Raw genomic sequence first — 23,211 nt, 5'->3', positions numbered from 1 at the left:
TCCACGACCAGTAAAGGCGTCTTCTCTTAAACCGCCCGCATATTTAATAAGTTTTGAAATGGTAAGGCCGTCCTGTAATTCAAATTCCCCCGGTCTGAATACTGCACCGGTTATTACAACCCTGTTTTCATATCTATCCAATATTCTTGAAACTGTGTATTTATCGCCGCGTAATGGCGTGTATTTGTTATAATCTGTTTCAATTATATCTTTAAACCGATGTTGTCTGTCACTAACCTGATCTACCTTAATACGGGCAGTGTAGGCCTGATCTGTAAACCCGCCGCTATAGTTTATAATATCCTGTAACTTTTCACCGGGTAAGGTTTCAAATATAGCAGGGATCTTTACTTCGCCCTTTAACTCAACATGAATACCATATGGCGGGACACGAACAATATCCTGATCACGTAAAACTATATTACCTTTTCTGTTTCCGCTTACAATAAAATCATACAGATCAAGCTTGCTGACAACTTTATTATTTCTTATAATTTCTATTTTTCTGAAGGAGCCTATATCATTAGGCCCTCCAGCGGAAAACAAGGCGTCAAATGCTGTTGATAATGAGGATAATGAATATGTACCCGGTTTAACCAATTCGCCTTGTAAAATTACATTTATAGTCCTGATATCACCCAAGGTAACTTGTACAGATGTCCCCCTATCAATGGCATAATTATTTGCTGCTAACCGGCTTTTTATAGCTAAAGTAGCTTGTTCAATGGTCTTCCCGGCGACATTTAATACACCAACACCGGGTATATTAATATTCCCTTCGGGCGATACTGTAAGTTGCCAGTCAGCTACTGAGTTTCCGTAAACGCTTATATGAAGCTTATCATCCGGGCCAACAATATAATTTACCGGTGTTGCTAACTTTAGGTTAGGCTGAAAAGTATTTGCTTTACTATTTCTAAAGAGGCTGGCTCCAAATATTTTAGATTGATTGGTAAATAATGGCACTTTGTTATCCTGCGTATCATTATCTTGTAATGCGTTTACCTTACGTGATGATTGATTACCAGAAGTGTCTATAGCTGTATTACTGCCGTCTTTTTTGCGTAAGTCAGCTATTCTTGTTTGTAAACGTTGTGCCCGGGCGGCAGACAACCCTCTGCTTTGGGCCATTTGTAATAATTGCGCATCGTTTAAACCTTGCGATTGCGCATTTTGCATTACTGCTTTTAGCTGTGCGTCTGAGTAATCATCAACATTAAAATTTGATAAATTTTGTGGGAGTGACTGGGCAAAGGCTGAAAATCCTACAAGGCTGAAAGTAACAACCAGTATAGATATGTAGATTTTTAATTTATTCATTATATTATGATAATTGCAGTTGTTTAAAACCCCAAACCGCAATTTTGTTATTAATAAATTTACTGCAATAATAAGCAAATTTAATTATTAGCGGCTATTCAAACTGCTGCTTCAGTACACTTATGATACATTACCACTCTGTGTTATTATTAGGAAATGTATTTATGGCAAGACTATAACATTAAGAGTTATTTTTAGTTTTATATTTCCTTAAAATTATATCGCATGTTTTTCAAGGAAATCGTTATAGGCTAATTTAATACCCGTTTGCAAGTTAATGGTGTGTTTCCATCCTTTACTATGTAATTTACTCACATCCATTAATTTACGCGGCGTACCATCAGGCTTACTTATATCGAAATTTATTTCGCCGGTATAGCCAACAATATTTTGACTAACAAGGCCAACTCTTTGATTGATAAATCTTCGCCGGTACCAACGTTTACAAGCCCTCCCTCGTCATAGTTTTGCATTAGGTAATAACAGGCATCCGCCAAATCATCTGCAAACAAAAATTCGCGCTTTGGAGTCCCTGTGCCCCAAATAGTCACATCCTTAGCATTTTGTTGTTTGGCCTCATGGAACTTCCGTATCAAAGCAGGTAACACGTGCGAGTTTTGTGGATGATAATTGTCATTATATCCATACAAGTTAGTTGGCATTACAGATATATAATTACAACCATACTGCGCTCTATAAGCGTCACACATTTTTATCCCTGCTATCTTTGCAATTGCATAAGGCTCATTGGTTTCTTCAAGTAAGCCCGTTAATAAATATTCTTCTTTAAGTGGCTGTGGTGCCATTTTGGGATAAATGCAACTTGAGCCCAAAAACATTAACTTCTTAACCCCGTTTACATATGATGAATGAATAACATTATTCTGGATCTGTAAATTATCATATAAAAACTCTGCTCTGTAAGTGTTGTTAGCTATAATTCCGCCAACCTTTGCAGCTGCTAAAAATACATAATCAGGTTTTTCGTTTTTAAAAAAATCTGCAACCTGCTGTTGGTTTCGCAAATCCAGTTCTGCCGATACCCGGGTAATTATATTGGTAAACCCCTCTTTTTCCAGTTTACGATAAATGGCCGAACCAACCATACCCCTATGACCTGCAATGTATATTTTGGAATGCTTTTCCATTATTGATTATATTTAAAAGTTTCTTTTGTAAACAACCCTGTCTTTGAGTTATATATTATCTTAAAATGCTTTTTCATCGCCTTTTATTACATTCCAAAAAGTAAGAAATATAATTTTCAGGTCAAGTAAAAACGACCAGTTTTCGGGTACCATACATCTGCTTCTACCCGTTGAAGCATATCTTCGGTAGTTTTAGTTTCACCTCTAAAGCCATTAATTTGTGCCCACCCTGTTATACCCGGCTTTAAAAAATGGCGCACCATAAATTTATCAATCAGTTGTGAATATTGTTTAGTATGGCTTATCATATGTGGCCTTGGCCCTACTACAGACATATTACCTATCAGCGTATTAAAAAACTGTGGAAATTCATCTAAACTTGTTTTACGGATAAATGCTCCGATAGGTGTAATTCGCGAGTCTCCTCTTTTTGCCTGTTGTTTATCAGAATCATTATTAACACGCATGCTTCTAAACTTATAACATTTAAAAGGTTTATTGTCTTTACCCGAACGTGTTTGCACAAAAACACTGGCCCACGCGATTGTAATTTTATAATAACAGCCAATATTGGGAAAAGCCAACTAAATATAAATATGATAACAAACAATGAAAATACGATATCAAATACACGTTTAACTAACCTGTTAGCTATACTTTCCAATGGTTCCTGTCTTACTGAGATGATTGGGATGTGATCAAAATTTTGCACAAACATTGACCTTTTAGGATTAATATAATATTCAGGAATTATTTTAAAACGTATTAAATGTTTATCTGCTTCTGTCATTAACTGTTCTATACGGTTAGTTTGAGAAATTGGCAATGCGCAAAATATTTCATCTACGCCGTTTTCAAGTACATAGTCAATACAATCATCTATACTACCTAAATATAAGCCTATAGCCGGAATGCGCGATGCTTTGTCATCAAAAAAGCCTAACACTTTGTATCCACTATGTTTATTCTCTTCAAAGTATTCAAAAATATTCATGCCTATTGGCCCGGATCAACAATAATTATATTCCGGGAGTCCATCAATAAGTTTCTTTTACTCTTTCTGATAAGCAGGAATATAAACTTCCATGATCCAACTAAAAAACCAAATAGTATAACAGAATAAAGTAAATACCCCCTTGTGATTAAATAGAACCTGGCGCCTATTATAATTATGATGAAAGATATTAATGATATAAATAACAGGTAGGTTTTAAAAAAACCCTGATAGGTACGTATAGAATCTTTATTTAGTACACGTTCATATAACCCCGTAAGATTTGTTGATAATACCCAAATAAGGTTGAACAGCATTATTATAGGCAAATATTTATTGGTTGTTATCTGTAATCCGGGCCCATCAACTATTAAATAAGCTATAAGCATGCTTACGTTTAGTAACAAATAATCGATAAACAGATTGAGTATTTTGATAAACGCAGAGTATCTGTAAACCATATTTTCTGTTTATTACTACCTGTTCAGCTTATTAATCTCATCTAATGTAGCCACCGCGCTACCAAACTTGGCAACCACCACCGCAGCTGCGCTATTCGCAAAGTCGCAAGCTTCAGATACAGATAAGCCATTGGCTAATGCAAAAGCTAAAGAAGCAATTACTGTATCGCCGGCACCGGTAACATCAAACACATCAAGTGCTTTAGTTGGTTTTTTTATCAGCTTATTATCATTATAGATAGCTATGCCGTCTTCTGATAGGGTAACAATTACGGTTTGACAAGCCGTTGTATCTGCAATTTTTTTGCAAGCAGCCTCTAAACTAATATCATCTGTAATATTTATGCCTGATGCCAATGAGGCTTCTTTTTTGTTTGGCTTTACCAATGTAACTCCGTAATACTTGGACAGATCCTTATCTTTAGAATCTACAATAGTTATAACATTATTGGCATTACATAGCTCAATTACATTTTTTACCAAATGCGTACTTAACACACCTTTGCAGTAATCAGATAGTATTACAACATCAAGCTCAGCTATCTTAGTTTTTAAAAAACTAAATATCTCATCAGCAATAATATTATTGCAATAAATTTTGTCTTCCTTATCCAGCCGTATTAATTGGTGCCTGTTTACAACTATTCTGGTTTTAATAGTGGTGCGCCGCTCCTTGTCCTTTACCGGCAATAAAAGTAGGGTTTGATCTTTTCAATCTCGTCTGTCACTACGGCTGATATCATCATTACCACTTATGCTAATTATTGAACCCTCACAACCAAAAGCCTGCAAGTTTTTAAGCACATTACCGGCTCCACCTAAGCTATAAGTTTCACCAGATACATCAACAATCTGTACAGGTGCTTCAGGCGAAATACGGTCACATGAACCATTAATATAATGATCCAACATCATATCACCTATTACACAAATTTTTACTTTTTTGTCTGTTTGAAAGTTGAAGAAAGACATTAGTTATGGATAGATTAAATATAAATATCGTTAATTAGGGATAAAACCCTTGCTAAGCCTGCCCCATTGTTCCACCAAAATTCATCGGGAAGGCGGATGGCTCTTCTTGTACTTTAATCCGACCATTTGCCGCTTCATATTTTTCTATATTATCTTCAAGTGCGGTTAACAGCCTTTTGGCATGTTCAGGAGTGATGATTATGCGAGATTTTACTTTTGCCTTAGGTGTTCCCGGCATTATACGGATAAAGTCAAGGACAAATTCCTGGTTGGAATGGGTAATAATTGCAAGATTTGAGTAAGTACCTTCCGCAATTTCTTCAGAAAGCTCAATGTTCAACTGATTTTCGTTTTGTTCTTCCATAGCGCAAAAATAGCAAAAGCCTTCCGTTTTCACGGAAGGCTTGCTAATTATTATTCGCTTAATAAATATTAAGCTTCTACTTCTTCAGCTTTTGAAGCCATCAGGCGGTCAAATTCTTCCTGAGAACCTACACGGATATTTTCATACTCGCGTAAACCTGTTCCGGATGGAATTAAGTGACCAACAATAACGTTTTCTTTCAAGCCAAGCATGCTATCTTTCTTACCAGCGATTGCTGCTTCGTTAAGAACTTTGGTAGTTTCTGGAACGATGCTGCTGATATGAATGATTTAGTACCTAATGAAGCACGGGTAATACCCTGCAACATTGGGCTTGATGTAGCTGCTATAGCATCACGCACTTCAACCAATTTCAAATCTTTACGTTTTAAAATCGAGTTTTCGTCGCGTAACCTGCGTACAGATAGTATCTGGCCTGCTTTTAAGCTGGTTGAATCTCCCGGATCAACAACAACCTTTTTATCAAAGATGTCGTCATTTTCCAGCATGAAATCCCAGCTGTCAACAGCTTCTTTCTCTAAGAAACGGGTATCGCCCGCGTCTTCGATAGCCACTTTCTGCATCATTTGGTGAACAATAACCTCGAAGTGTTTGTCATTGATCTTCACACCTTGTAAACGGTAAACCTCTTGTATACCATTAACCGGTACTCTTGCACAGCAGCAGGGCCTTTAATAGCCGGGATATCAGCAGGAGATATTGAACCATCAGACAATGGCATACCAGCTTTCACAAAGTCATTATCCTGTACCAGGATGTGTTTAGACAATGGAACCGGGTATTTTTAATTTGTCCGTCTTTTGATTCGATAGTGATCTCACGATTACCACGTTTAACACCACCTAATGTTACAACGCCGTCAATCTCAGTTACTACTGCAGGATTTGATGGGTTACGTGCTTCAAATAACTCTGTTACACGTGGTAAACCACCGGTGATATCGCGGGTTTTACCTGTAGAACGAGGTATTTTTGCAATAATCTGTCCTGTTTGCAGTTTCTCTCCTTCATCAACTGCAATGTGGGCTCCTACCGGGATGTTATATCCTTTAATTATGTTTCCTTTATTATCGGTAACTTGTATAACAGGGTTTTTAGTTTTATCCCCGGTATCAATAATTACTTTCTCACGGTGACCGGTTTGCTCGTCAGATTCTTCACGGAAAGTAATTCCCTCTAATACAGCTTCAAACTGTGCCACACCGGCAAACTCTGATATGATAACCGCGTTGTATGGATCCCATGAACAAATACGATCACCTTTTTTGATTTTAGCACCATCTTTAATGTACAGGTATGAGCCGTAAGGAATGTTGTTGGTTACAATAACTTTATTGCTACCTTCTTCAACAATACGGAACTCGCCGGAACGACCTAACACAACGTCAACAGCACCTTCTTCGGCAGTTTGATAAGTTACAGTACGCACGTTTTCAAACTCAATGATACCATCAAATTTAGCGTTGATCTGAGATTCAGCCGCGATGTTTGACGCTGTACCACCCACGTGGAAGGTACGTAACGTTAACTGTGTACCCGGCTCACCGATTGACTGTGCTGCAATTACACCAACAGCTTCACCTTTTTGCACGCGTTTACCGCTTGCCAAGTTACGGCCATAGCATAATGCACAAACACCGCGCTTGCTTTCGCAAGTTAATACCGAACGTATCTCGATACCCTCTAACGGAGAGTTTTCAATGGTTTTACCAATCTCTTCAGTGATATCCTGACCAGCTGACACTAACAACTCGTTAGTAATAGGGTCAAACACATCATGTAAAGATGTACGGCCTAAAATACGATCATACAATGGTTCAACAATATCCTCGTTGTCTTTTAATGCAGTTGTGTAGATACCTCTTAAAGTACCGCAATCAACCATACCAACAATCATATCCTGTGCTACGTCATGTAAACGACGGGTTAAGTAACCAGCATCAGCTGTTTTTAACGCGGTATCCGCCAAACCTTTACGTGCACCGTGAGTAGAGATGAAGTACTCTAATACAGACAAACCTTCTTTAAAGTTTGAAAGGATAGGGTTTTCAATGATCTCGCCACCTGAACCTGATTTTTGCGGCTTAGCCATCAAACCACGCATACCTGCAAGCTGACGGATCTGCTCTTTAGAACCACGTGCTCCGGAATCCAACATCATGTAAACCGAGTTAAAGCCACGGTTATCGTTGCTCAGGATGTCCATCACATTCGCGGTTAAGCGATTGTTGATACGGGTCCAGATATCGATAATTTGGTTGTAACGCTCATTGTTGGTAATAAAGCCCATGTTGTAGTTATTCATAACCTCTTCAACTTGTTTAGAAGCTGTTTCGATCAATGTAACTTTTTCAGCAGGGATATTGATGTCTTTTAAGTTAAATGATAAACCACCACGGAACGCCATTTTAAATCCTAACTCCTTAATATCATCAAGGAACTGGGCGGCGCGTGCCATACCGGTAATTTTTACTACTTCACCAATAATATCACGTAATGATTTTTTGGTTAATAGCTCATTTATATAACCTACCTCGGCTGGTACATGTTGGTTAAACAACACACGGCCTACAGTAGTATCAATAATTTTATTTACAATCTGTCCGTCGCGCTCTTTAACGTTAGTTTTAACTTTAATGAAAGCGTGCAGGTCTAATTTGCGCTCGTTGTAAGCAATAATAACCTCTTCGGCACTGTAGAAAGTTAAACCGCTACCTTTTACAACACGTGTTTCATCAGTTTTACGGCCTTTGGTTATGTAGTACAAACCAAGCACCATGTCTTGTGATGGAACGGTAATAGGTGTTCCGTTAGCAGGGTTTAATATATTGTGCGAAGCAAGCATTAATACCTGAGCTTCTAATATTGCGGCGTTACCAAGTGGTACGTGCACAGCCATCTGGTCACCGTCAAAATCCGCGTTAAAGGCGGTACAGGTTAACGGGTGCAGTTGGATAGCTTTACCTTCAACCAGTTTTGGCTGGAATGATTGTATACCTAACCTGTGTAGCGTAGGTGCACGGTTTAATAATACCGGGTGCCCTTTTAATACGTTTTCTAAGATATCCCAAACTAATGGGTCTTTACGGTCAACTATCTTTTTGGCAGATTTTACTGTTTTAACCACACCACGCTCAATCATCTTGCGAATGATAAATGGTTTAAACAATTCGGCAGCCATATCTTTAGGTAAACCGCACTCATGTAGTTTCAGGTTTGGACCTACAACAATTACAGAACGTGCTGAATAATCCACACGTTTACCTAATAAGTTTTGACGGAAACGGCCTTGTTTACCTTTCAGAATGTCTGAAAGTGATTTCAATGCACGGTTACCTTCAGTTTTTACCGCGTTAACTTTACGTGAGTTATCAAATAACGAATCTACAGCTTCCTGTAACATACGTTTTTCGTTACGTAAAATTACCTCTGGTGCTTTAATCTCGATCAAACGTTTTAAACGGTTGTTACGGATAATTACACGACGGTAAAGGTCATTTAAGTCTGACGTTGCAAAACGGCCACCTTCAAGAGGTACTAACGGGCGCAACTCAGGCGGGATAACCGGAACGATCTTAACGATCATCCACTCAGGGTTATTCTCGATACGTGTTTTTGCACCACGGAAAGCCTCAACAACCTGTAAGCGTTTTAACGCTTCGTTTTTACGTTGTTGTGAAGTTTCGGTAGCTGCCTGGTGGCGTAAGCTAAATGATAATTCGTCAAGATCAATACGTTTCAATAATTCTTCCAAAGCTTCTGCACCCATCTTGGCTACAAATTTCTGTGGATCCTTATCGTCAAGGTATTGGTTCTCTTTCGGAAGGGTATCTAAAATATCCGGTATTCTTCCTCAGTAAGGAAATCCATTTTGTTGATTCCGTCTGCTTCTTTAATACCAGCCGGATAACTACATATCTTTCATAATATATGATTAGATCAAGTCTTTTTGTTGGCAAGCCCAATAAGTAACCAATTTTGTTTGGCAACGAACGGAAATACCAGATGTGAGCAACGGGCACCACCAAATTGATGTGTCCCATACGCTCACGACGTACTTTCTTTTCGGTTACTTCAACACCGCAACGGTCGCACACTATACCCTTGTAACGGATACGTTTGTATTTACCGCAATGGCACTCGTAATCTTTAACCGGACCAAAAATACGCTCGCAAAATAAACCATCACGCTCAGGCTTATACGTCCTGTAGTTAATGGTTTCGGGTTTTAAAACTTCACCACTTGAGCGCTCCAAAATCGCCTCGGGCGAAGCTAAGCTGATGGTGATAGTAGTAAAATTACTTTTGATTTTATTATCCTTTTTGTAAGACATAGTCTCCTTTGTTTTAATTTTTGAATAATTGAATTATTGAATGACTGAATTCATTTTTATTGAAGGGATTGAATCAGTCAATAATTCAATCCCTCAATAATTCAATAATTATTCTAATGTGATATCCAAACCTAAACCTCTTAATTCATGAACCAATACGTTGAAAGATTCCGGAACTGAAGGTGTTGGTAAGTTTTCACCTTTAACAATAGCCTCGTAAGTTTTGGCACGGCCAACAACATCATCCGATTTAACGGTTAATATTTCCTGCAGGATGTTTGATGCACCAAATGCTTCCAGTGCCCAAACCTCCATCTCACCAAAACGCTGACCACCAAACTGAGCTTTACCACCCAACGGTTGTTGTGTAATTAATGAGTATGGACCGATAGAACGCGCGTGCATCTTATCGTCAACCATGTGGCCCAGTTTCAGCATGTAGATAATACCTACAGTAGTTTGCTGATCAAACCTGTCGCCGGTTAAACCATTGTATAAGTAAGTACGGCCTGATTCAGGGATACCAGCTTTTTTAACCCACTCCTCAACTTCTTCATGGCTTGCACCATCAAAAATTGGAGTTGCGAATTTAATGCCCAGTTCCTTACCAGCCCAGCCTAATACAGTTTCATAGATCTGGCCAAGGTTCATACGTGAAGGTACCCCCAGTGGGTTCAACACAATATCAACCGGTGTTCCGTCTTCTAAGAAAGGCATGTCCTCATCACGTACTATACGTGCAACAATACCTTTGTTACCGTGACGGCCCGCCATTTTATCACCCACTTTAAGCTTACGCTTTTTAGCGATGTAAACTTTAGCCATTTGTACGATACCAGAAGGAAGCTCATCACCTACGCTGATAGCAAATTTATCGCGACGGTAAGCACCCAGCTCTTCATTAACCTTAATGTTATAGTTATGAAGCAATAATTTTATCTGATCGTTTTTGTCATCATCAGTTGTCCATTTTGTTGGGTTGATGTTTTCAAACTGTAGCTCAGTTAAAATCTTTTGGGTGAATTTAACACCTTTAGGTACCAATAGCTCTTTGTAAACATTGCTAACACCTTGTGATGTTTTACCGTTAACTATCTCAAATAACTTCTCAATTAAAGTGTTTTTAAGATCTTTTACAGCTTTATCATGTTTAGCATCAAGCTTCTCTATCTGTGCTTTTTCCTCTGCTTTGGTAGTTTTCTTAGCACGAGAGAATAATTTGGTATCAATTACAACACCCGCGATAGACGGCGGAGTTTTTAATGACGCATCTTTAACGTCACCTGCTTTATCACCAAATATGGCACGTAATAGTTTTTCTTCCGGTGAAGGATCTGATTCACCTTTTGGAGTGATCTTACCTATCAGGATATCGCCTTCTTTAACCTCGGCACCAACACGGATGATACCGTCTTCGTCAAGGTCTTTAGTAGCTTCTTCTGATACGTTAGGGATATCCGGTGTCAATTCCTCTTCGCCACGCTTGGTATCACGTACTTCTAATTCAAACTCTTCAACGTGAAGAGAAGTAAAGATATCCTGTGATACTACACGCTCAGAAATAACGATCGCATCCTCAAAGTTATAACCTTGCCAAGGCATGAATGCCACTTTAAGGTTACGGCCCGGGCTAACTCGCCATCTTGTGTTGCATAACCTTCGCAAAGCACTTGCCCTTTTTCAACTCTTTCGCCTTTTTTAACAATCGGTTTCAAGTTGATAGTAGTGCTTTGGTTGGTTTTCTTAAACTTAGTTAAGATATAGCTTTTTGAATCGCCTTCGAAAGAAACCAAACGGTCAAGTTCGTTACGATCATATTTAATTACAATCTGGTTTGCATCAACATACTCAACAACACCATCACCTTCGGCGTTGATAAGGGTACGCGAATCTTTTGCCACACGGCCTTCCAAACCGGTACCAACAATTGGCGACTCAGGACGTAACAATGGTACGGCCTGGCGTTGCATGTTTGAACCCATCAAGGCACGGTTAGCATCATCATGCTCCGGGAACGGAATTAATGAAGCAGCGATAGATGTGATCTGGTTTGGAGCAATGTCCATCAAATCCAATCTTTCCGGCTCAATAATAGGGAAGTCACCTTCAAAACGGGCTTTAACTTTCGGTAATGCAAACACACCCTTATCATCATAATGGGCATTTGCCTGGCCTATTGTTTTACCGTCTTCATCCTCTGCAGATAAATAGATAACATCTTCCTGTACCTGTACTTTACCGTCAACCACACGTTTGTATGGCGTTTCAATAAAGCCTAAGTTATTGATCTTAGCGTGTACGCAAAGCGATGATATCAAACCAATGTTAGGTCCTTCCGGAGTTTCGATGGTACACAACCTACCGTAGTGGGTGTAGTGAACGTCACGAACCTCGAAACCTGCACGCTCACGCGACAGACCGCCGGGGCCTAAGGCTGACAGACGACGCTTGTGCGTAATCTCTGCCAGTGGATTGGTTTGATCCATAAATTGTGACAACTGGTTTGTTCCGAAGAACGAGTTGATCACAGATGATAATGTACGCGCGTTGATCAGGTCGGTAGGTGTAAATACCTCGTTGTCACGGATATTCATACGCTCACGGATGGTACGGGCCATACGTGCTAAACCAACACCGAATTGAGCATATAACTGCTCGCCTACGGTACGAACACGACGGTTTGACAAGTGATCAATATCATCCACCTCGGCTTTTGAGTTGATTAATTTGATCAGATATTTAACTATCGCGATGATATCTTGTTTAGTTAATACCTTAGTTTCTTCTGAAGTGCTCAGTTTCAACTTGCGGTTGATGCGGTAACGACCAACATCACCCAGATCATAACGCTTGTCAGAGAAGAACAAACGATCGATGATACCACGGGCAGTTTCCTCATCAGGTGGTTCAGCGTTACGTAATTGACGGTAGATATGCTCAACCGCTTCTTTCTCAGAGTTTGACGTATCTTTTTGTAAGGTATTGTATATGATAGTGTAATCACCACTGGTAGCGGCATCTTCTTTATTCAAGATGATGGTTTTAACACCGGCGTCAATGATCATATCAATATGGTCATCTTCCAGCACGGTTTCACGTTCCAGGATAATTTCGTTACGGTCGATAGAAACTACTTCACCAGTATCTTCGTCCACAAAGTCTTCAACCCATTTCTTTAAAACCCTTGCAGCCAGTTTACGACCGATGAATTTTTTAAGACCTGACTTGCTAACTTTTACTTCATCAGCCAGTTCAAATAACTCTAAGATGTCTTTATCAGAGTCATAGCCGATAGCGCGAAGCAAGGTAGTTACCGGGAATTTCTTTTTACGGTCAATGTAAGCATACATTACGTTGTTAACGTCTGTAGCAAACTCAATCCATGAACCCTTGAACGGGATAACACGGGCAGAGTACAATTTTGTACCGTTGGTGTGACGGCTTTGGCCGAAGAACACGCCTGGTGAACGGTGTAGCTGTGATACAATTACACGTTCTGCACCATTAATAACAAAGGTACCTTTAGGTGTCATATAAGGGATGGTACCCAAATAAACATCCTGTACAATTGTTTCAAAATCTTCGTGCTCTGCATCATTACATGATAAGCGAAGTTTTGCTTTAAGTGGTACGCTGTAAGTTAACCCGCGCTCAATACACTCGCGTATATCGTAACGTGGCGGATCAATGAAATAATCAAGAAACTCCGGGACGAAGATGTTTCTTGAATCTGAAATAGGAAAGTTCTCTGCAAACACTTTAAACAAACCTTCTTTATGACGGTTGTCTGAAGTTGTTTCTAATTGAAAAAATTCTGGAAAGATTGCAACTGCACATCCAGAAAATCGGGGTAATCAAGTACCTTTCTGCTGGTTGCAAAGTTTACTCTTTGTGCTTTTTTGTTTGCCAAGGTGTTTTAATTTTAGTTTACTAACTTTATTAAACGTGATTTATCAGATGTGAGATACGAGATAATTTTACACCTAACGCTTGATATTCGCCAACTTGTCGACAGCTAAAGATCTCATATCTCAAATCTACTGTCCCAAATCTATTATCAAACCTTTATAAACAGCAATAGACCCCGACCAAAAATGGCCGGAGTCTGATGCTATGGGTATTGGGTTAATTACTTAACCTCAACTACTGCTCCGGCTTCTTCTAATTGAGATTTCAAAGATTGAGCTTCTTCTTTAGATACACCAGTTTTTACTTCTTTTGGTGCACCGTCAACAAGATCTTTTGCTTCTTTCAAACCTAAACCGGTTAAGTCTTTTACTAATTTAACAACAGCTAATTTCTGACCACCTGCTTCTTTCAGGATAACGTCAAAAGATGTTTGCTCAGCTGCAGCAGCAGGAGCGTCATCGCCACCACCAGCAGCAGGGCCAGCAACAGCAACAGCTGCAGCAGCAGGCTCAATACCATACTCGTCTTTTAAGATCTGAGCTAATTCGTTTACTTCTTTTACTGTCAAGTTTACTAACTGTTCAGCAAATGCTTTTAAATCCGCCATTTTATTATGTTTTTACTTTAATGCTTTGTTTTTTAATTATCAAACTTTAAGGTGTTTGAATTAACCTCTTTCTTGTAATGTTTTTACTAATCCTGCCAATGTGTTTCCGCCTGATTGCAGTGCAGATACAACATTTTTCGCTGGTGATTGCAATAAGCCGATGATCTCGCCGATTAATTGCTCTTTCGATTTTAATTTCGTAAGCGCATCGATCTGGTTGTCGCCGATAAATATTGCCGAATCAATATATGCTGCTTTTAAAATTGGTTTGTCGCCGCCTTTTCTTAATTGTTTAATCAACTTTGCCGGGGCAGTTGCTGATTTTGAGAAAAGTATTGATGATGAACCTTTTAATACATTATATATTTCAGTGTAATCGCCACCGGCCGCTTCCATAGCTTTTTTAATCAAGCTATTTTTTGCAACCTGCATTTTGATATTACTGTCGAAACATTTACGACGGATGTCATTAATTTTTGCAACCGTTAAATCTGAAGTATCGGTGATATAAAAATTACCGTATTCCTTCATTTGTTCAGAGAGGGCAAGAACAAGGTCGTGTTTTTCTTCTTTATTCATGATTAAATTCCCGCTACTGATTTTGTTTCTACTGTTATTCCCGGAGACATAGTAGAAGAGATATGAATACTCTTAAAATATGTTCCTTTAGCTGATGATGGTTTCAATTTAGAGATGGTTTGCAATACTTCTAATGCATTCTCATAAATTTTGTCAGCAGGGAAAGATGCTTTACCTATTGAGGTATGGATAATACCGGTTTTATCAACCTTGAAGTCGATCTTACCACCTTTTACCTCAGTTACAGCTTTTCCAACTTCTGGGGTTACTGTACCTGATTTAGGGTTAGGCATTAAGTTACGCGGACCAAGCACACGGCCTAATCTACCTACCTTAGCCATAACACTTGGCATGGTAATGATAATATCAACATCAGTCCATCCACCTTCAATCTTGGCGATATAATCATCCAAACCTACGTAATCTGCACCTGCGTCTTTAGCTTCTTGCTCCTTATCCGGAGTACAAAGAACTAATACACGTACAGTTTTACCGGTTCCATGAGGCAATGTTGCAATACCGCGTACCATTTGATTGGCTTTACGGGGGTCAACACCTAAACGCACATCTATATCAACTGATGAATCAAACTTAGTGTTAGTTAATTCCTTAACCAACGATGATGCATCTTGTAATGTATACGATTTATTAGCCTCAATTTTGGAGAGCGCCACTTTTTGATTTTTTGTTAATCTAGCCACTGTCTTAAACTGATTTGTATAAATTTAATTAATTCCGTGGTGCCGTACCTGATACGGTTATCCCCATGCTGCGGGCAGTACCTGCTACCATTTTCATGGCTGATTCTACCGTAAACGCATTTAAATCAACCATTTTATCTTTGGCTATAGTCTCAACCTGCTCCCAGTTTACACTGGCAACTTTTTTACGGTTAGGCTCGGCCGAACCACCTTTTAAACCTGATACTTCCAATAATTGGATAGCAACAGGAGGGGTTTTGATGATAAAATCGAAAGATTTGTCTACGTACACAGTAATAAGCACAGGTAGCACTTTACCAGGGTTTATCCCGGGTACGTGCATTGAACTGCTTGCAAAACTCCATAATGTTCACACCTTTTGCACCCAATGCAGGTCCAATTGGGGGTGATGGATTTGCAGCGCCGCCCTTTACTTGCAGCTTAACCATTGCACCGACTTCTTTTGCCATTTGCTTTTTTATTTAATTATTCAATGTTATAAAGTGGAAGCTATGTAACATTTTTTATCAGGTTGTGACACCCAATGTCTTTGTTTATATAAATTCGAAATCGAAAATTCGATGTCCGAAATAACTATTACTCTTTTTCTACTTGCATGTAATTCAATTCAAGCGGCGTACGGCGGCCGAATATCTTTACCATTACTTTCAATTTCTTTTTCTCTTCGTTAACTTCTTCAATCACCCCGCTAAATCCATTGAAAGGCCCGTCCATTACTTTAACGTTTTCGCCAACGTAATAAGGTACATTCATCGTTTCGCCCTGAGCGGTCATCTCGTCAACCTTACCTAAAATACGGTTAACCTCTGCCTGGCGCAAAGGGATAGCATTACCTGCTTTATCACCCAGAAACCGATAACGCTGTTCACATTTTTTATAATGTGCTCTAACTCGCCATCTAATTGTGCTTCCATCAATACATAACCCGGAAAATAGTTACGCTCTTTAGCTATCTTCTTTCCGTCGCGCATCTGGTAATATTTCTCGGTAGGTATTAATACCTGCGGCACCAAATGTGTGATGCCTAAACGTGAAATTTCTGCATCTATGTATTGTTTAACTTTTTTCTCTTTGCCGCTTATTGCACGTACAACGTACCATTTTAATTGATCACTCATTATAAGTATATATTAAAGTGAACTATAAAACTTATTAAGCAAAAGACCTATTACCTGATCCATACCAAATATTAGCATGGCAATAATTACAGCCGCTACCAATACCAAAACCGCGCTGCTTTGTAATTCGCGCCAGGTTGGCCAGTTACTTTCTGGGTCAACTCGATATAAGACTCTTTAATATATTCAGATACGTTAGCCATTCTTAATTATTTGCTATTATGCACGGGAACAAGGATTCGAACCCTGATCAAAGGTTTTGGAGACCTCTATTCTACCGTTGAACTATTCCCGTGTAAACCCTCAATTCCCGAAGGAACTTTATAATATTGATAAAGTACCAAGACAAACGTCCTGGTACTTTACATAAAAATTAACCGTTATGCTTCGCTTTTGGCGAATGAAATTATTTTACAATTTCAGTTACCCGGCCAGCACCTACTGTTCTGCCACCTTCACGGATAGCGAAACGTAAGCCTTTTTCCATTGCGATAGCGTTGATCAATTTTACATTGATTGTAACGTTATCACCAGGCATAACCATTTCTACACCTTCAGCTAAGGTAATTTCACCTGTAACGTCTGTTGTACGGAAATAGAATTGCGGACGGTATTTGTTAAAGAATGGAGTGTGACGTCCACCTTCTGCTTTTGATAATACGTAAACTTCTGCTTTGAAATCAGTGTGTGGGTTTACTGAACCTGGTTTGCAAATAACCATACCACGACGGATATCAGTTTTCTCAATACCACGTAATAATAAACCTACGTTGTCACCAGCTTCGCCACGGTCAAGGATTTTGCGGAACATCTCAACACCAGTTACGGTTGATTTCAAGTTCTCAGCACCCATACCTAATATATCAACCGGCTCACCAGAGTTGATTACACCACGCTCGATACGACCAGTTGCAACAGTACCACGACCAGTGATCGAGAATACGTCCTCAACAGGCATCAAGAATGGAAGATCTGTCAAACGTGGAGGAATTGGGATGTAGCTATCAACAGCGTCCATCAATTCCATAATTTTTCCAACCCATTTCGGATCAGCATTTAAGCCACCCAAAGCAGAACCTTGGATAACAGGGATATCATCACCGGGAAATCATAGAATGATAATAGCTCACGGATTTCCATCTCTACTAATTCTAATAATTCAGGATCATCAACCATATCCACTTTATTCATGAATACAACCAATGAAGGTACACCTACCTGACGAGCCAAAAGGATGTGCTCGCGAGTTTGTGGCATTGGGCCGTCTGTTGCAGCAACCACTATAATTGCACCGTCCATTTGGGCAGCACCTGTAACCATGTTTTTCACATAATCCGCGTGACCTGGACAGTCAACGTGAGCGTAGTGACGGTTAGCAGTTGAATACTCAACGTGTGCAGTGTTAATTGTAATACCACGCTCTTTTTCTTCAGGAGCAGAGTCAATTGAATCAAATGAACGAGCTTCTGATAAACCTGCGTCAGCTAATACTTTTGTGATAGCTGCAGTAAGGGTTGTTTTGCCGTGGTCAACGTGACCGATTGTACCGATGTTTAAGTGCGGTTTACTGCGGTCAAACTTTTCTTTTGCCATGATTTATTTATTATTTGTAGGTTAATTTATATTCTTAATTAATGTATTCGTTACTACGTTGAGCCAACAATGGGATTTGAACCCATGACCTCTTCCTTACCAAGGAAGTGCTCTACCCCTGAGCTACGTCGGCTTATTTGTTAGCTCATTTCGTTGTGTTAACTAATGAGCCTCCAAGAGCGGAAGACGAGGTTCGAACTCGCGACCTATAGCTTGGAAGGCTATCGCTCTACCAACTGAGCTACTTCCGCTTAAATTATGAATGACTGAATTATTGACTTACTGAGGTTTTGAAATTCAATAATTCATTAATTCAATCAATCATCCTGTGTGGGGGAGAAGGATTCGAACCTTCGTAGCCGAAGCAACGGATTTACAGTCCGTCCCATTTGACCGCTCTGGTATCCCCCATTGCTAATTCAGATTTACGATTTCGGATTTACGAATTGACCGGCAAAATCGTAAATCGTAATTCTACAATCTAAAATTAACTGAGCCTCCTATCGGGATCGAACCAATGACCTACTGATTACAAGTCAGTCGCTCTACCAGCTGAGCTAAGGAGGCTTATATACTTAATAGTGCTGCTGATCAAACAGATCGGTCAATACCTAACCTGCAAAAAGTCGCCGGTTATTTATAAGGTTATAATATTTTTATTTTAAAGAACCATTCCCTTCGTTCAAGAAGTGTGATACACACCTCTCTGAAAGGGATTGCAAATTTACAAATAAATAACGCCTAACAAAATTTTTTATCAAAAAAACTTAATGAGTTTTTGAGGGCGAATTTCAAGGAATATTTATGACTGATTTACAGCGAGAAAGGCTTTCAACAATCAGAAAATTGCCACAAAACAAAGTTCTTTTTAATAATTAAGTAGCGCCACGGAGTATGATTTTGCCCGCTCATAAATAGCTTTAATTGTTTTGCCGACTTCTTAACGTGCTTATAAAACATTTTAAGAGCAGGCAATGCTCGCCTCTCTTATTGCTCAACGGGGCAAAAATCAACACATAAAAAAATCGACGGCCATTTTAACCGTCGATCTTCAAAATATAATGAGTTTTTAAATATTAAAATTCCTCTTCGGTCGAGGCAAGTACAGCCTTTTTAACCTCCTGAGCCGCAATCTCCTTCCGTTTTTTATGCTTCGCAATTTGTTTGCGCAGGCTTTCGATAGCCAGATCAGTGGCTTCTTCAAAAGTTTTACATTGTTCCTTCGCAAAAATCAGGTTGCCCGGTAACTGCAGTTTTATTTCGGTTATTTTATTTGCTTCGTCTTCTACGTTCTCCAGCTTTAAATATACTTCGCCGTTTATAATATTATCATAAAAGGTATCCAGCTTGTCTGCTTTCTTCTGTATAAATTCCAATAATCCTTTGTCTGCAGTAAAATGAATTGATTGCACTGTAATTTTCATGGTTCCTCCTTTTTATGCCTTTGGATGGGCGAGTTTGTAAATTGATTTTAATCTTTCGACAGAATTATGCGTATAAATTTGGGTAGCGCTTAAATTGGCATGGCCCAGTAATTCTTTTATCGCATTTAAATCGGCACCTGCATTTAGCAGGCTGGTTGCAAAGGTGTGCCTCAATACGTGTGGGCTCTTTTTATTTTGGGTTGATATGTTAGATAAGTATTTCTGCACTGTTAAATATATTAGCTTCGGATATGCATTAGCCCCTTTATCAGTAACGATCAATGTTACTGAATTGTTACTAAAATTTTCACTTTTCTTTAACTCGCTGTATTTCAGAAGCAACAAACGCAGCTCCTGATTTAGGGGTATTATTCGTTCCTTGTTTCGCTTGCCTAAAACCTTTACCGTACCTTCGTAAGTGTTAATATCGGTGTCTTTAATGCCCAACAATTCGGCCAGGCGCATGCCTGTACCAAACAGCATTTCAATAATCAGCTTATCGCGCGTGCCTTTAAAGTCGTCGGTAAATACCTCGCCATTATCCAGCATCTGGGTAAGGCGCGCGTCTTCAACAACAACTGGTAAGTGTTTGGGTATTTTGGGTGTGTTTATTTTTGATGCGGGATTAATGGTTAGTACCCCTCCTGCACCAAAAACTTAAAGTATTTGCGCAGTGTGGCTATTTTACGGTTGATGGAACGCGCGGATAAGCCCCGGTTCATCAGTTCAACCATCCAGTTACGGATTTGGTAATGCGAAATTTCTTGTGGATGAGATGTGGTTTGATCAGGGTGGTTAAGGAAACTTATAAACTGATCAAGGTCTGACTGATAAGCAGATACAGTGTGCGGAGAGTACCGTTTTTCGAACTTAATATATTGAATAAATCGGGCTAAAAACATAAAAACTACTTGTACATCCGGATAGAATGAATGTACAAATAGTTTTATATATGTTTACAAGAAAAACTTAAAATTCTTTTTACAAAGAATTAAATAGTTGTTTCAAGGTTCATGTTTTGCTTGTAGATGGCATGTTTGATCTCGTGACGACGAGATACAGATTTCTTTTCGAATGCCTGACGACTGCGCAGTTCGCGTAAAACACCAGTTTTCTCAAATTTCTTCTTAAAGCGTTTTAACGCCTTGTCTAATGATTCGCCTTCTTTAACGTTGATAATGATCATAATTCCAAAATACCTCCTTTCAGGGACGGCAAATGTAGGGATAATGTTTTGATTTACAAACAGGTTTTTTCGAAAATATCAGTATCAACTTACCGATTCTCTCAGTGTTGCAAATTTCACCCACCTACCTTTTTCCTTTTTGTAAACGGCCAACTCCGATTGTCCGCAAAGATCACCACAACCGTAGTCATAATAAAATAAGCAATAAGTATCGTTCCGGAAAAAATTGGCACGCTAAAAGTGTAGTATTTGTGTATTCCTTTATTGTACAAGTAATTCCACCCTCGTAGTTTCCAATTAGCAAACGCTTTTCTTACAGTATCTGTAGGCACTATTTTGGAGTTTTCAAGTAATTCGTTATCCCATTTATGCTTACTAAATTTGGCAATCTCTTCATAAACATAAGTAATTTCCTGATCTGAAAAGGTAACCGAATCTTCTACCATCGGAAACATTCGGCTGTCCTTTGGTTTGGGCGCTATTTTTGCTGGTTGAATTGCAGGTAGAGTTTTCTTTACTGAACTTTCAACATAGGTAATCGTCCTACGAATATCCTCTTCCACTATGGCTGTCGCTTTAGATCTAAGCATAGGTATTAATATTCGCGTGTTATCAGTATAAAAACGCTGTCTTTCCTAAAGCTGTAAAAAGTATGCCTTTTATTATTTGCAAGAGTCTCTTTCATCATCAATAAAACATTTCTGCCGGCACTATCCTGATAAACAATATTACGCTCTTCTATTACCCGGTCTATAAATTCTTTGGCCTTGGAATAATTCTGAGCACCAGCAGTCGAGCAGATCAGCAGAAAGAAAATAAGACTTATAAAACACCTCATATGTATTTTGGATTAGGTATCCTAAAATTATAACAATTTTCATTTCCGTGTATATAAAACATTTTTATTCCCTTTCTGTTTAATGTATTTATATTAGCCTCCTGTTACAATTATAATACATGATCACAAACAGCCCCTTACAAACAACAAGCATCCATTATTTACAAGGTGGCGGCGAAATGGGGCAGCTTACCCGCGAGTTTGACTGGAGCAAAACCGTACTGGGCCCACCCGAAGGCTGGTCGCAAAGCTTATTAACTACCATCAGTATTATATTAAACTCGCGCTTCCCCATGTTTTTATGGTGGGGGCCGGAACTGATCCAATTTTATAATGATGCCTACCGCCCCAGCCTCGGGGCAAAATGGCAAGCATCCTAAAGCGCTGGGGCAGCGTGGGGCAGATTGCTGGCCGGAAATTTGGCCGGTAATAAAACCATTGATAGACCAGGTAATGAGCGGCGGCGAATCAACCTCGAGCGAAAACCAACTCATACCTATCTACCGCAACAATAAGCTGGAAGACGTTTACTGGACATTTAGCTATAGTAAGGTATTGGATGAAAGCGGTGAACCCGGCGGGGTTTTGGTGATTTGTAACGAAACTACGGACCAGGTACTATCATACAATAACCTTGAGAACGCTAAAAACGAGTTGGAATTTGCCATTGAAGCTGCCGATTTGGGCACCGGGATTTAAATCCGAACACTTTAAAATTTATAGGTAATGACCGTTTAAAAGATTGGTTTGGTTTACCTTATGATACAGAGATCGCATTAGACAGCGCTGTTGCTGCCATGGTTGAGGAAGACCGCGAACGTGTAAGCGAGGCAATTGCAAAGGCCATGACTAAAGGGTCGGATGGTAACTATAACGTAATATATACTATTCAAAACCTGAAGGATGGTACCCGGCGCATTGTTGAAGCTACTGGCCGGGCCTTGTTTGATGCAGAAGGCAATGTCTACCAATTTAGCGGCATATTACAGGATGTTACTGAGGAGTACCAGTTGCAGGTGCGTAAGGATGAGTTCATCAGCGTGGCCAGCCATGAGTTAAAAACGCCTATTACATCGCTTAGCGCGTCGATGCAGATCTTACAGAAGCTGGTTAAAACCGACCCGGCATCTGATAAAGTGCCGGTATTTGTAAACAAAGCAAGCAATAACCTAAACAAGCTGATACACCTGCTTGACGATTTGCTTAACGTAACCAAAATACAACAGGGCCAACTGGCACTTAACATTAACCGCTTTGATATTGTTGAACTGATTAAAGACTGCTGCGCCCACATTAACCCCGCAAACGACTATACATTTGTTTTTTTGGGTGATGAAGAATTAATGGTTTATGCCGATTACCGCCGTATTGACCAGGTAATGATCAACTTGATTGGCAATGCCATCAAATACTCGCCGTCATCAAAAGGATAGAGATCACCGTAATGCATGACGATGAGCGCGCCACTATTTGCGTGCGCGATTTTGGTATTGGCATAAACCCGCAAAAACTACCACATCTGTTTGATCGCTATTACCGGGTTGATGCCTTTGGCCACCAGTTTTCGGGCCTGGGTTTAGGTTTGTATATTAGCTCAGAGATCATCACCCGCCACAATGGTAA

Annotated in this window: 18 protein-coding genes, 5 tRNA genes and 7 pseudogenes; 4 read left to right on the top strand and 26 right to left on the bottom strand. The window is 39.5% G+C overall.

Going from position 1 to position 23,211, the window contains the following annotated elements; translation table 11 throughout:
- The 26 genes and pseudogenes from HK413_RS11285 to HK413_RS11170 all read right to left on the bottom strand — a co-directional run.
- On the bottom strand, positions 1-1,320 hold a 1,320-nt coding region (locus HK413_RS11285), incomplete at its 3' end, for an SLBB domain-containing protein (protein WP_175270226.1).
- Between the two features lie 216 nt (positions 1,321-1,536).
- Positions 1,537-2,468: pseudogene (gene fcl / locus HK413_RS11280) on the bottom strand (GDP-L-fucose synthase).
- 116 nt (positions 2,469-2,584) lie between these two features.
- Positions 2,585-2,992 carry a sugar transferase gene (locus HK413_RS18150; protein WP_317169511.1) on the bottom strand — a complete coding sequence of 136 codons (408 nt, stop codon included), beginning with the start codon at positions 2,990-2,992 and terminating at the stop codon, positions 2,585-2,587.
- Between the two features lie 281 nt (positions 2,993-3,273).
- Positions 3,274-3,462: pseudogene (locus tag HK413_RS18145) on the bottom strand (undecaprenyl-phosphate glucose phosphotransferase); the annotation flags it as partial.
- A gap of 476 nt (positions 3,463-3,938) precedes the next feature.
- The gene (locus HK413_RS11270; protein ID WP_175270225.1) at positions 3,939-4,613 is read right to left on the bottom strand and encodes a bifunctional heptose 7-phosphate kinase/heptose 1-phosphate adenyltransferase; all 675 of its coding nucleotides are present in this window, start codon (positions 4,611-4,613) and stop codon (positions 3,939-3,941) included.
- 21 nt (positions 4,614-4,634) lie between these two features.
- The gene (locus HK413_RS11265) at positions 4,635-4,895 is read right to left on the bottom strand and encodes a carbohydrate kinase family protein (protein ID WP_175270224.1); all 261 of its coding nucleotides are present in this window, start codon (positions 4,893-4,895) and stop codon (positions 4,635-4,637) included.
- 52 nt (positions 4,896-4,947) lie between these two features.
- Positions 4,948-5,259 (bottom strand): DUF3467 domain-containing protein, encoded by a 312-nt coding sequence (locus HK413_RS11260; protein WP_175270227.1) that lies wholly within the window; start codon positions 5,257-5,259, stop codon positions 4,948-4,950.
- Between the two features lie 68 nt (positions 5,260-5,327).
- Positions 5,328-9,612, bottom strand: a pseudogene (gene rpoC, locus HK413_RS11255) (DNA-directed RNA polymerase subunit beta').
- Positions 9,613-9,720: 108 nt separating this feature from the next.
- Positions 9,721-13,522: pseudogene (gene rpoB, locus HK413_RS11250) on the bottom strand (DNA-directed RNA polymerase subunit beta).
- Between the two features lie 219 nt (positions 13,523-13,741).
- On the bottom strand, positions 13,742-14,128 hold the full coding sequence (gene rplL, locus HK413_RS11245) for a 50S ribosomal protein L7/L12 (RefSeq protein WP_175270223.1): 387 nt from the start codon (positions 14,126-14,128) through the stop codon (positions 13,742-13,744).
- A 60-nt stretch (positions 14,129-14,188) separates the two neighbouring features.
- A complete protein-coding gene (gene rplJ, locus HK413_RS11240) occupies positions 14,189-14,707 on the bottom strand; it encodes a 50S ribosomal protein L10 (protein WP_175270222.1) in 519 nt (172 codons plus the stop codon).
- Between the two features lie 2 nt (positions 14,708-14,709).
- On the bottom strand, positions 14,710-15,408 hold the full coding sequence (gene rplA, locus HK413_RS11235; RefSeq protein ID WP_175270221.1) for a 50S ribosomal protein L1: 699 nt from the start codon (positions 15,406-15,408) through the stop codon (positions 14,710-14,712).
- Between the two features lie 28 nt (positions 15,409-15,436).
- Positions 15,437-15,878 (bottom strand): annotated as a pseudogene (gene rplK, locus HK413_RS11230) (50S ribosomal protein L11).
- A gap of 127 nt (positions 15,879-16,005) precedes the next feature.
- A pseudogene (gene nusG / locus HK413_RS11225) lies at positions 16,006-16,547 on the bottom strand (transcription termination/antitermination protein NusG).
- A gap of 12 nt (positions 16,548-16,559) precedes the next feature.
- A complete protein-coding gene (locus HK413_RS21330; RefSeq protein WP_317169510.1) occupies positions 16,560-16,649 on the bottom strand; it encodes a hypothetical protein in 90 nt (29 codons plus the stop codon).
- Between the two features lie 122 nt (positions 16,650-16,771).
- Positions 16,772-16,842: transfer RNA gene (locus HK413_RS11215), tRNA-Trp, on the bottom strand.
- Positions 16,843-16,953: 111 nt separating this feature from the next.
- Positions 16,954-18,140, bottom strand: a pseudogene (tuf, locus tag HK413_RS11210) (elongation factor Tu).
- A 61-nt stretch (positions 18,141-18,201) separates the two neighbouring features.
- Positions 18,202-18,273, bottom strand: a tRNA-Thr gene (locus tag HK413_RS11205).
- Positions 18,274-18,318: 45 nt separating this feature from the next.
- Positions 18,319-18,391: transfer RNA gene (locus HK413_RS11200), tRNA-Gly, on the bottom strand.
- A gap of 79 nt (positions 18,392-18,470) precedes the next feature.
- Positions 18,471-18,551: transfer RNA gene (locus HK413_RS11195), tRNA-Tyr, on the bottom strand.
- A gap of 83 nt (positions 18,552-18,634) precedes the next feature.
- Positions 18,635-18,707 (bottom strand) — tRNA-Thr (locus HK413_RS11190).
- Between the two features lie 509 nt (positions 18,708-19,216).
- Positions 19,217-19,564, bottom strand: a complete 348-nt coding sequence (gene hpf / locus HK413_RS11185) for a ribosome hibernation-promoting factor, HPF/YfiA family (RefSeq protein WP_175270220.1) — start codon at positions 19,562-19,564, stop codon at positions 19,217-19,219.
- 12 nt (positions 19,565-19,576) lie between these two features.
- Positions 19,577-20,113 carry a tyrosine-type recombinase/integrase gene (locus HK413_RS21325; protein WP_317169509.1) on the bottom strand — a complete coding sequence of 179 codons (537 nt, stop codon included), beginning with the start codon at positions 20,111-20,113 and terminating at the stop codon, positions 19,577-19,579.
- 83 nt (positions 20,114-20,196) lie between these two features.
- Complete coding sequence (locus HK413_RS21320; RefSeq protein WP_317169507.1) at positions 20,197-20,466, bottom strand: site-specific integrase; 270 nt, start codon at positions 20,464-20,466, stop codon at positions 20,197-20,199.
- 89 nt (positions 20,467-20,555) lie between these two features.
- The gene (rpsU, locus tag HK413_RS11175) at positions 20,556-20,750 is read right to left on the bottom strand and encodes a 30S ribosomal protein S21 (protein ID WP_175270219.1); all 195 of its coding nucleotides are present in this window, start codon (positions 20,748-20,750) and stop codon (positions 20,556-20,558) included.
- Positions 20,751-20,866: 116 nt separating this feature from the next.
- Positions 20,867-21,313, bottom strand: a complete 447-nt coding sequence (locus HK413_RS11170; RefSeq protein ID WP_175270218.1) for a hypothetical protein — start codon at positions 21,311-21,313, stop codon at positions 20,867-20,869.
- A 394-nt stretch (positions 21,314-21,707) separates the two neighbouring features.
- On the opposite strand from HK413_RS11170, the gene HK413_RS15475 reads away from it, so the two are divergent.
- The 4 genes from HK413_RS15475 to HK413_RS22275 form a co-directional block, all read left to right on the top strand.
- Positions 21,708-21,968, top strand: a complete 261-nt coding sequence (locus tag HK413_RS15475) for a hypothetical protein (RefSeq protein ID WP_217452266.1) — start codon at positions 21,708-21,710, stop codon at positions 21,966-21,968.
- Positions 21,922-22,287 carry a PAS domain-containing protein gene (locus HK413_RS15470; RefSeq protein ID WP_217452265.1) on the top strand — a complete coding sequence of 122 codons (366 nt, stop codon included), beginning with the start codon at positions 21,922-21,924 and terminating at the stop codon, positions 22,285-22,287. The genes HK413_RS15475 and HK413_RS15470 overlap by 47 nt, the downstream gene beginning before the upstream one ends.
- Positions 22,288-22,307: 20 nt before the next feature.
- Positions 22,308-23,021, top strand: a complete 714-nt coding sequence (locus HK413_RS21315; RefSeq protein WP_317169512.1) for a PAS domain-containing sensor histidine kinase — start codon at positions 22,308-22,310, stop codon at positions 23,019-23,021.
- An 11-nt stretch (positions 23,022-23,032) separates the two neighbouring features.
- A partial coding sequence (locus HK413_RS22275) for an ATP-binding protein (protein WP_175270216.1) occupies positions 23,033-23,211 on the top strand: 179 nt, incomplete at its 3' end.

It is taken from the genome of Mucilaginibacter humi (assembly GCF_013087555.1).
The sequence above is the reverse complement of the archived record's forward strand: the minus strand, read 5'-3'. Positions and strand labels throughout refer to the sequence as shown.

Coding starts and splice junctions, on each gene's coding strand:
- HK413_RS11265 (WP_175270224.1), bottom strand. CDS start 4,895: ATGTCTTTCTTCAACTTTCAAACAGACAAAAAAGTAAAAATTTGTGTA.
- HK413_RS11260 (WP_175270227.1), bottom strand. CDS start 5,259: ATGGAAGAACAAAACGAAAATCAGTTGAACATTGAGCTTTCTGAAGAA.
- rplL (WP_175270223.1), bottom strand. CDS start 14,128: ATGGCGGATTTAAAAGCATTTGCTGAACAGTTAGTAAACTTGACAGTA.
- rplJ (WP_175270222.1), bottom strand. CDS start 14,707: ATGAATAAAGAAGAAAAACACGACCTTGTTCTTGCCCTCTCTGAACAA.
- hpf (WP_175270220.1), bottom strand. CDS start 19,564: ATGAAAATTACAGTGCAATCAATTCATTTTACTGCAGACAAAGGATTA.
- HK413_RS21325 (WP_317169509.1), bottom strand. CDS start 20,113: ATGCTGGATAATGGCGAGGTATTTACCGACGACTTTAAAGGCACGCGC.
- HK413_RS21320 (WP_317169507.1), bottom strand. CDS start 20,466: ATGTTTTTAGCCCGATTTATTCAATATATTAAGTTCGAAAAACGGTAC.
- rpsU (WP_175270219.1), bottom strand. CDS start 20,750: ATGATCATTATCAACGTTAAAGAAGGCGAATCATTAGACAAGGCGTTA.
- HK413_RS15475 (WP_217452266.1), top strand. CDS start 21,708: ATGATCACAAACAGCCCCTTACAAACAACAAGCATCCATTATTTACAA.
- HK413_RS15470 (WP_217452265.1), top strand. CDS start 21,922: ATGATGCCTACCGCCCCAGCCTCGGGGCAAAATGGCAAGCATCCTAAA.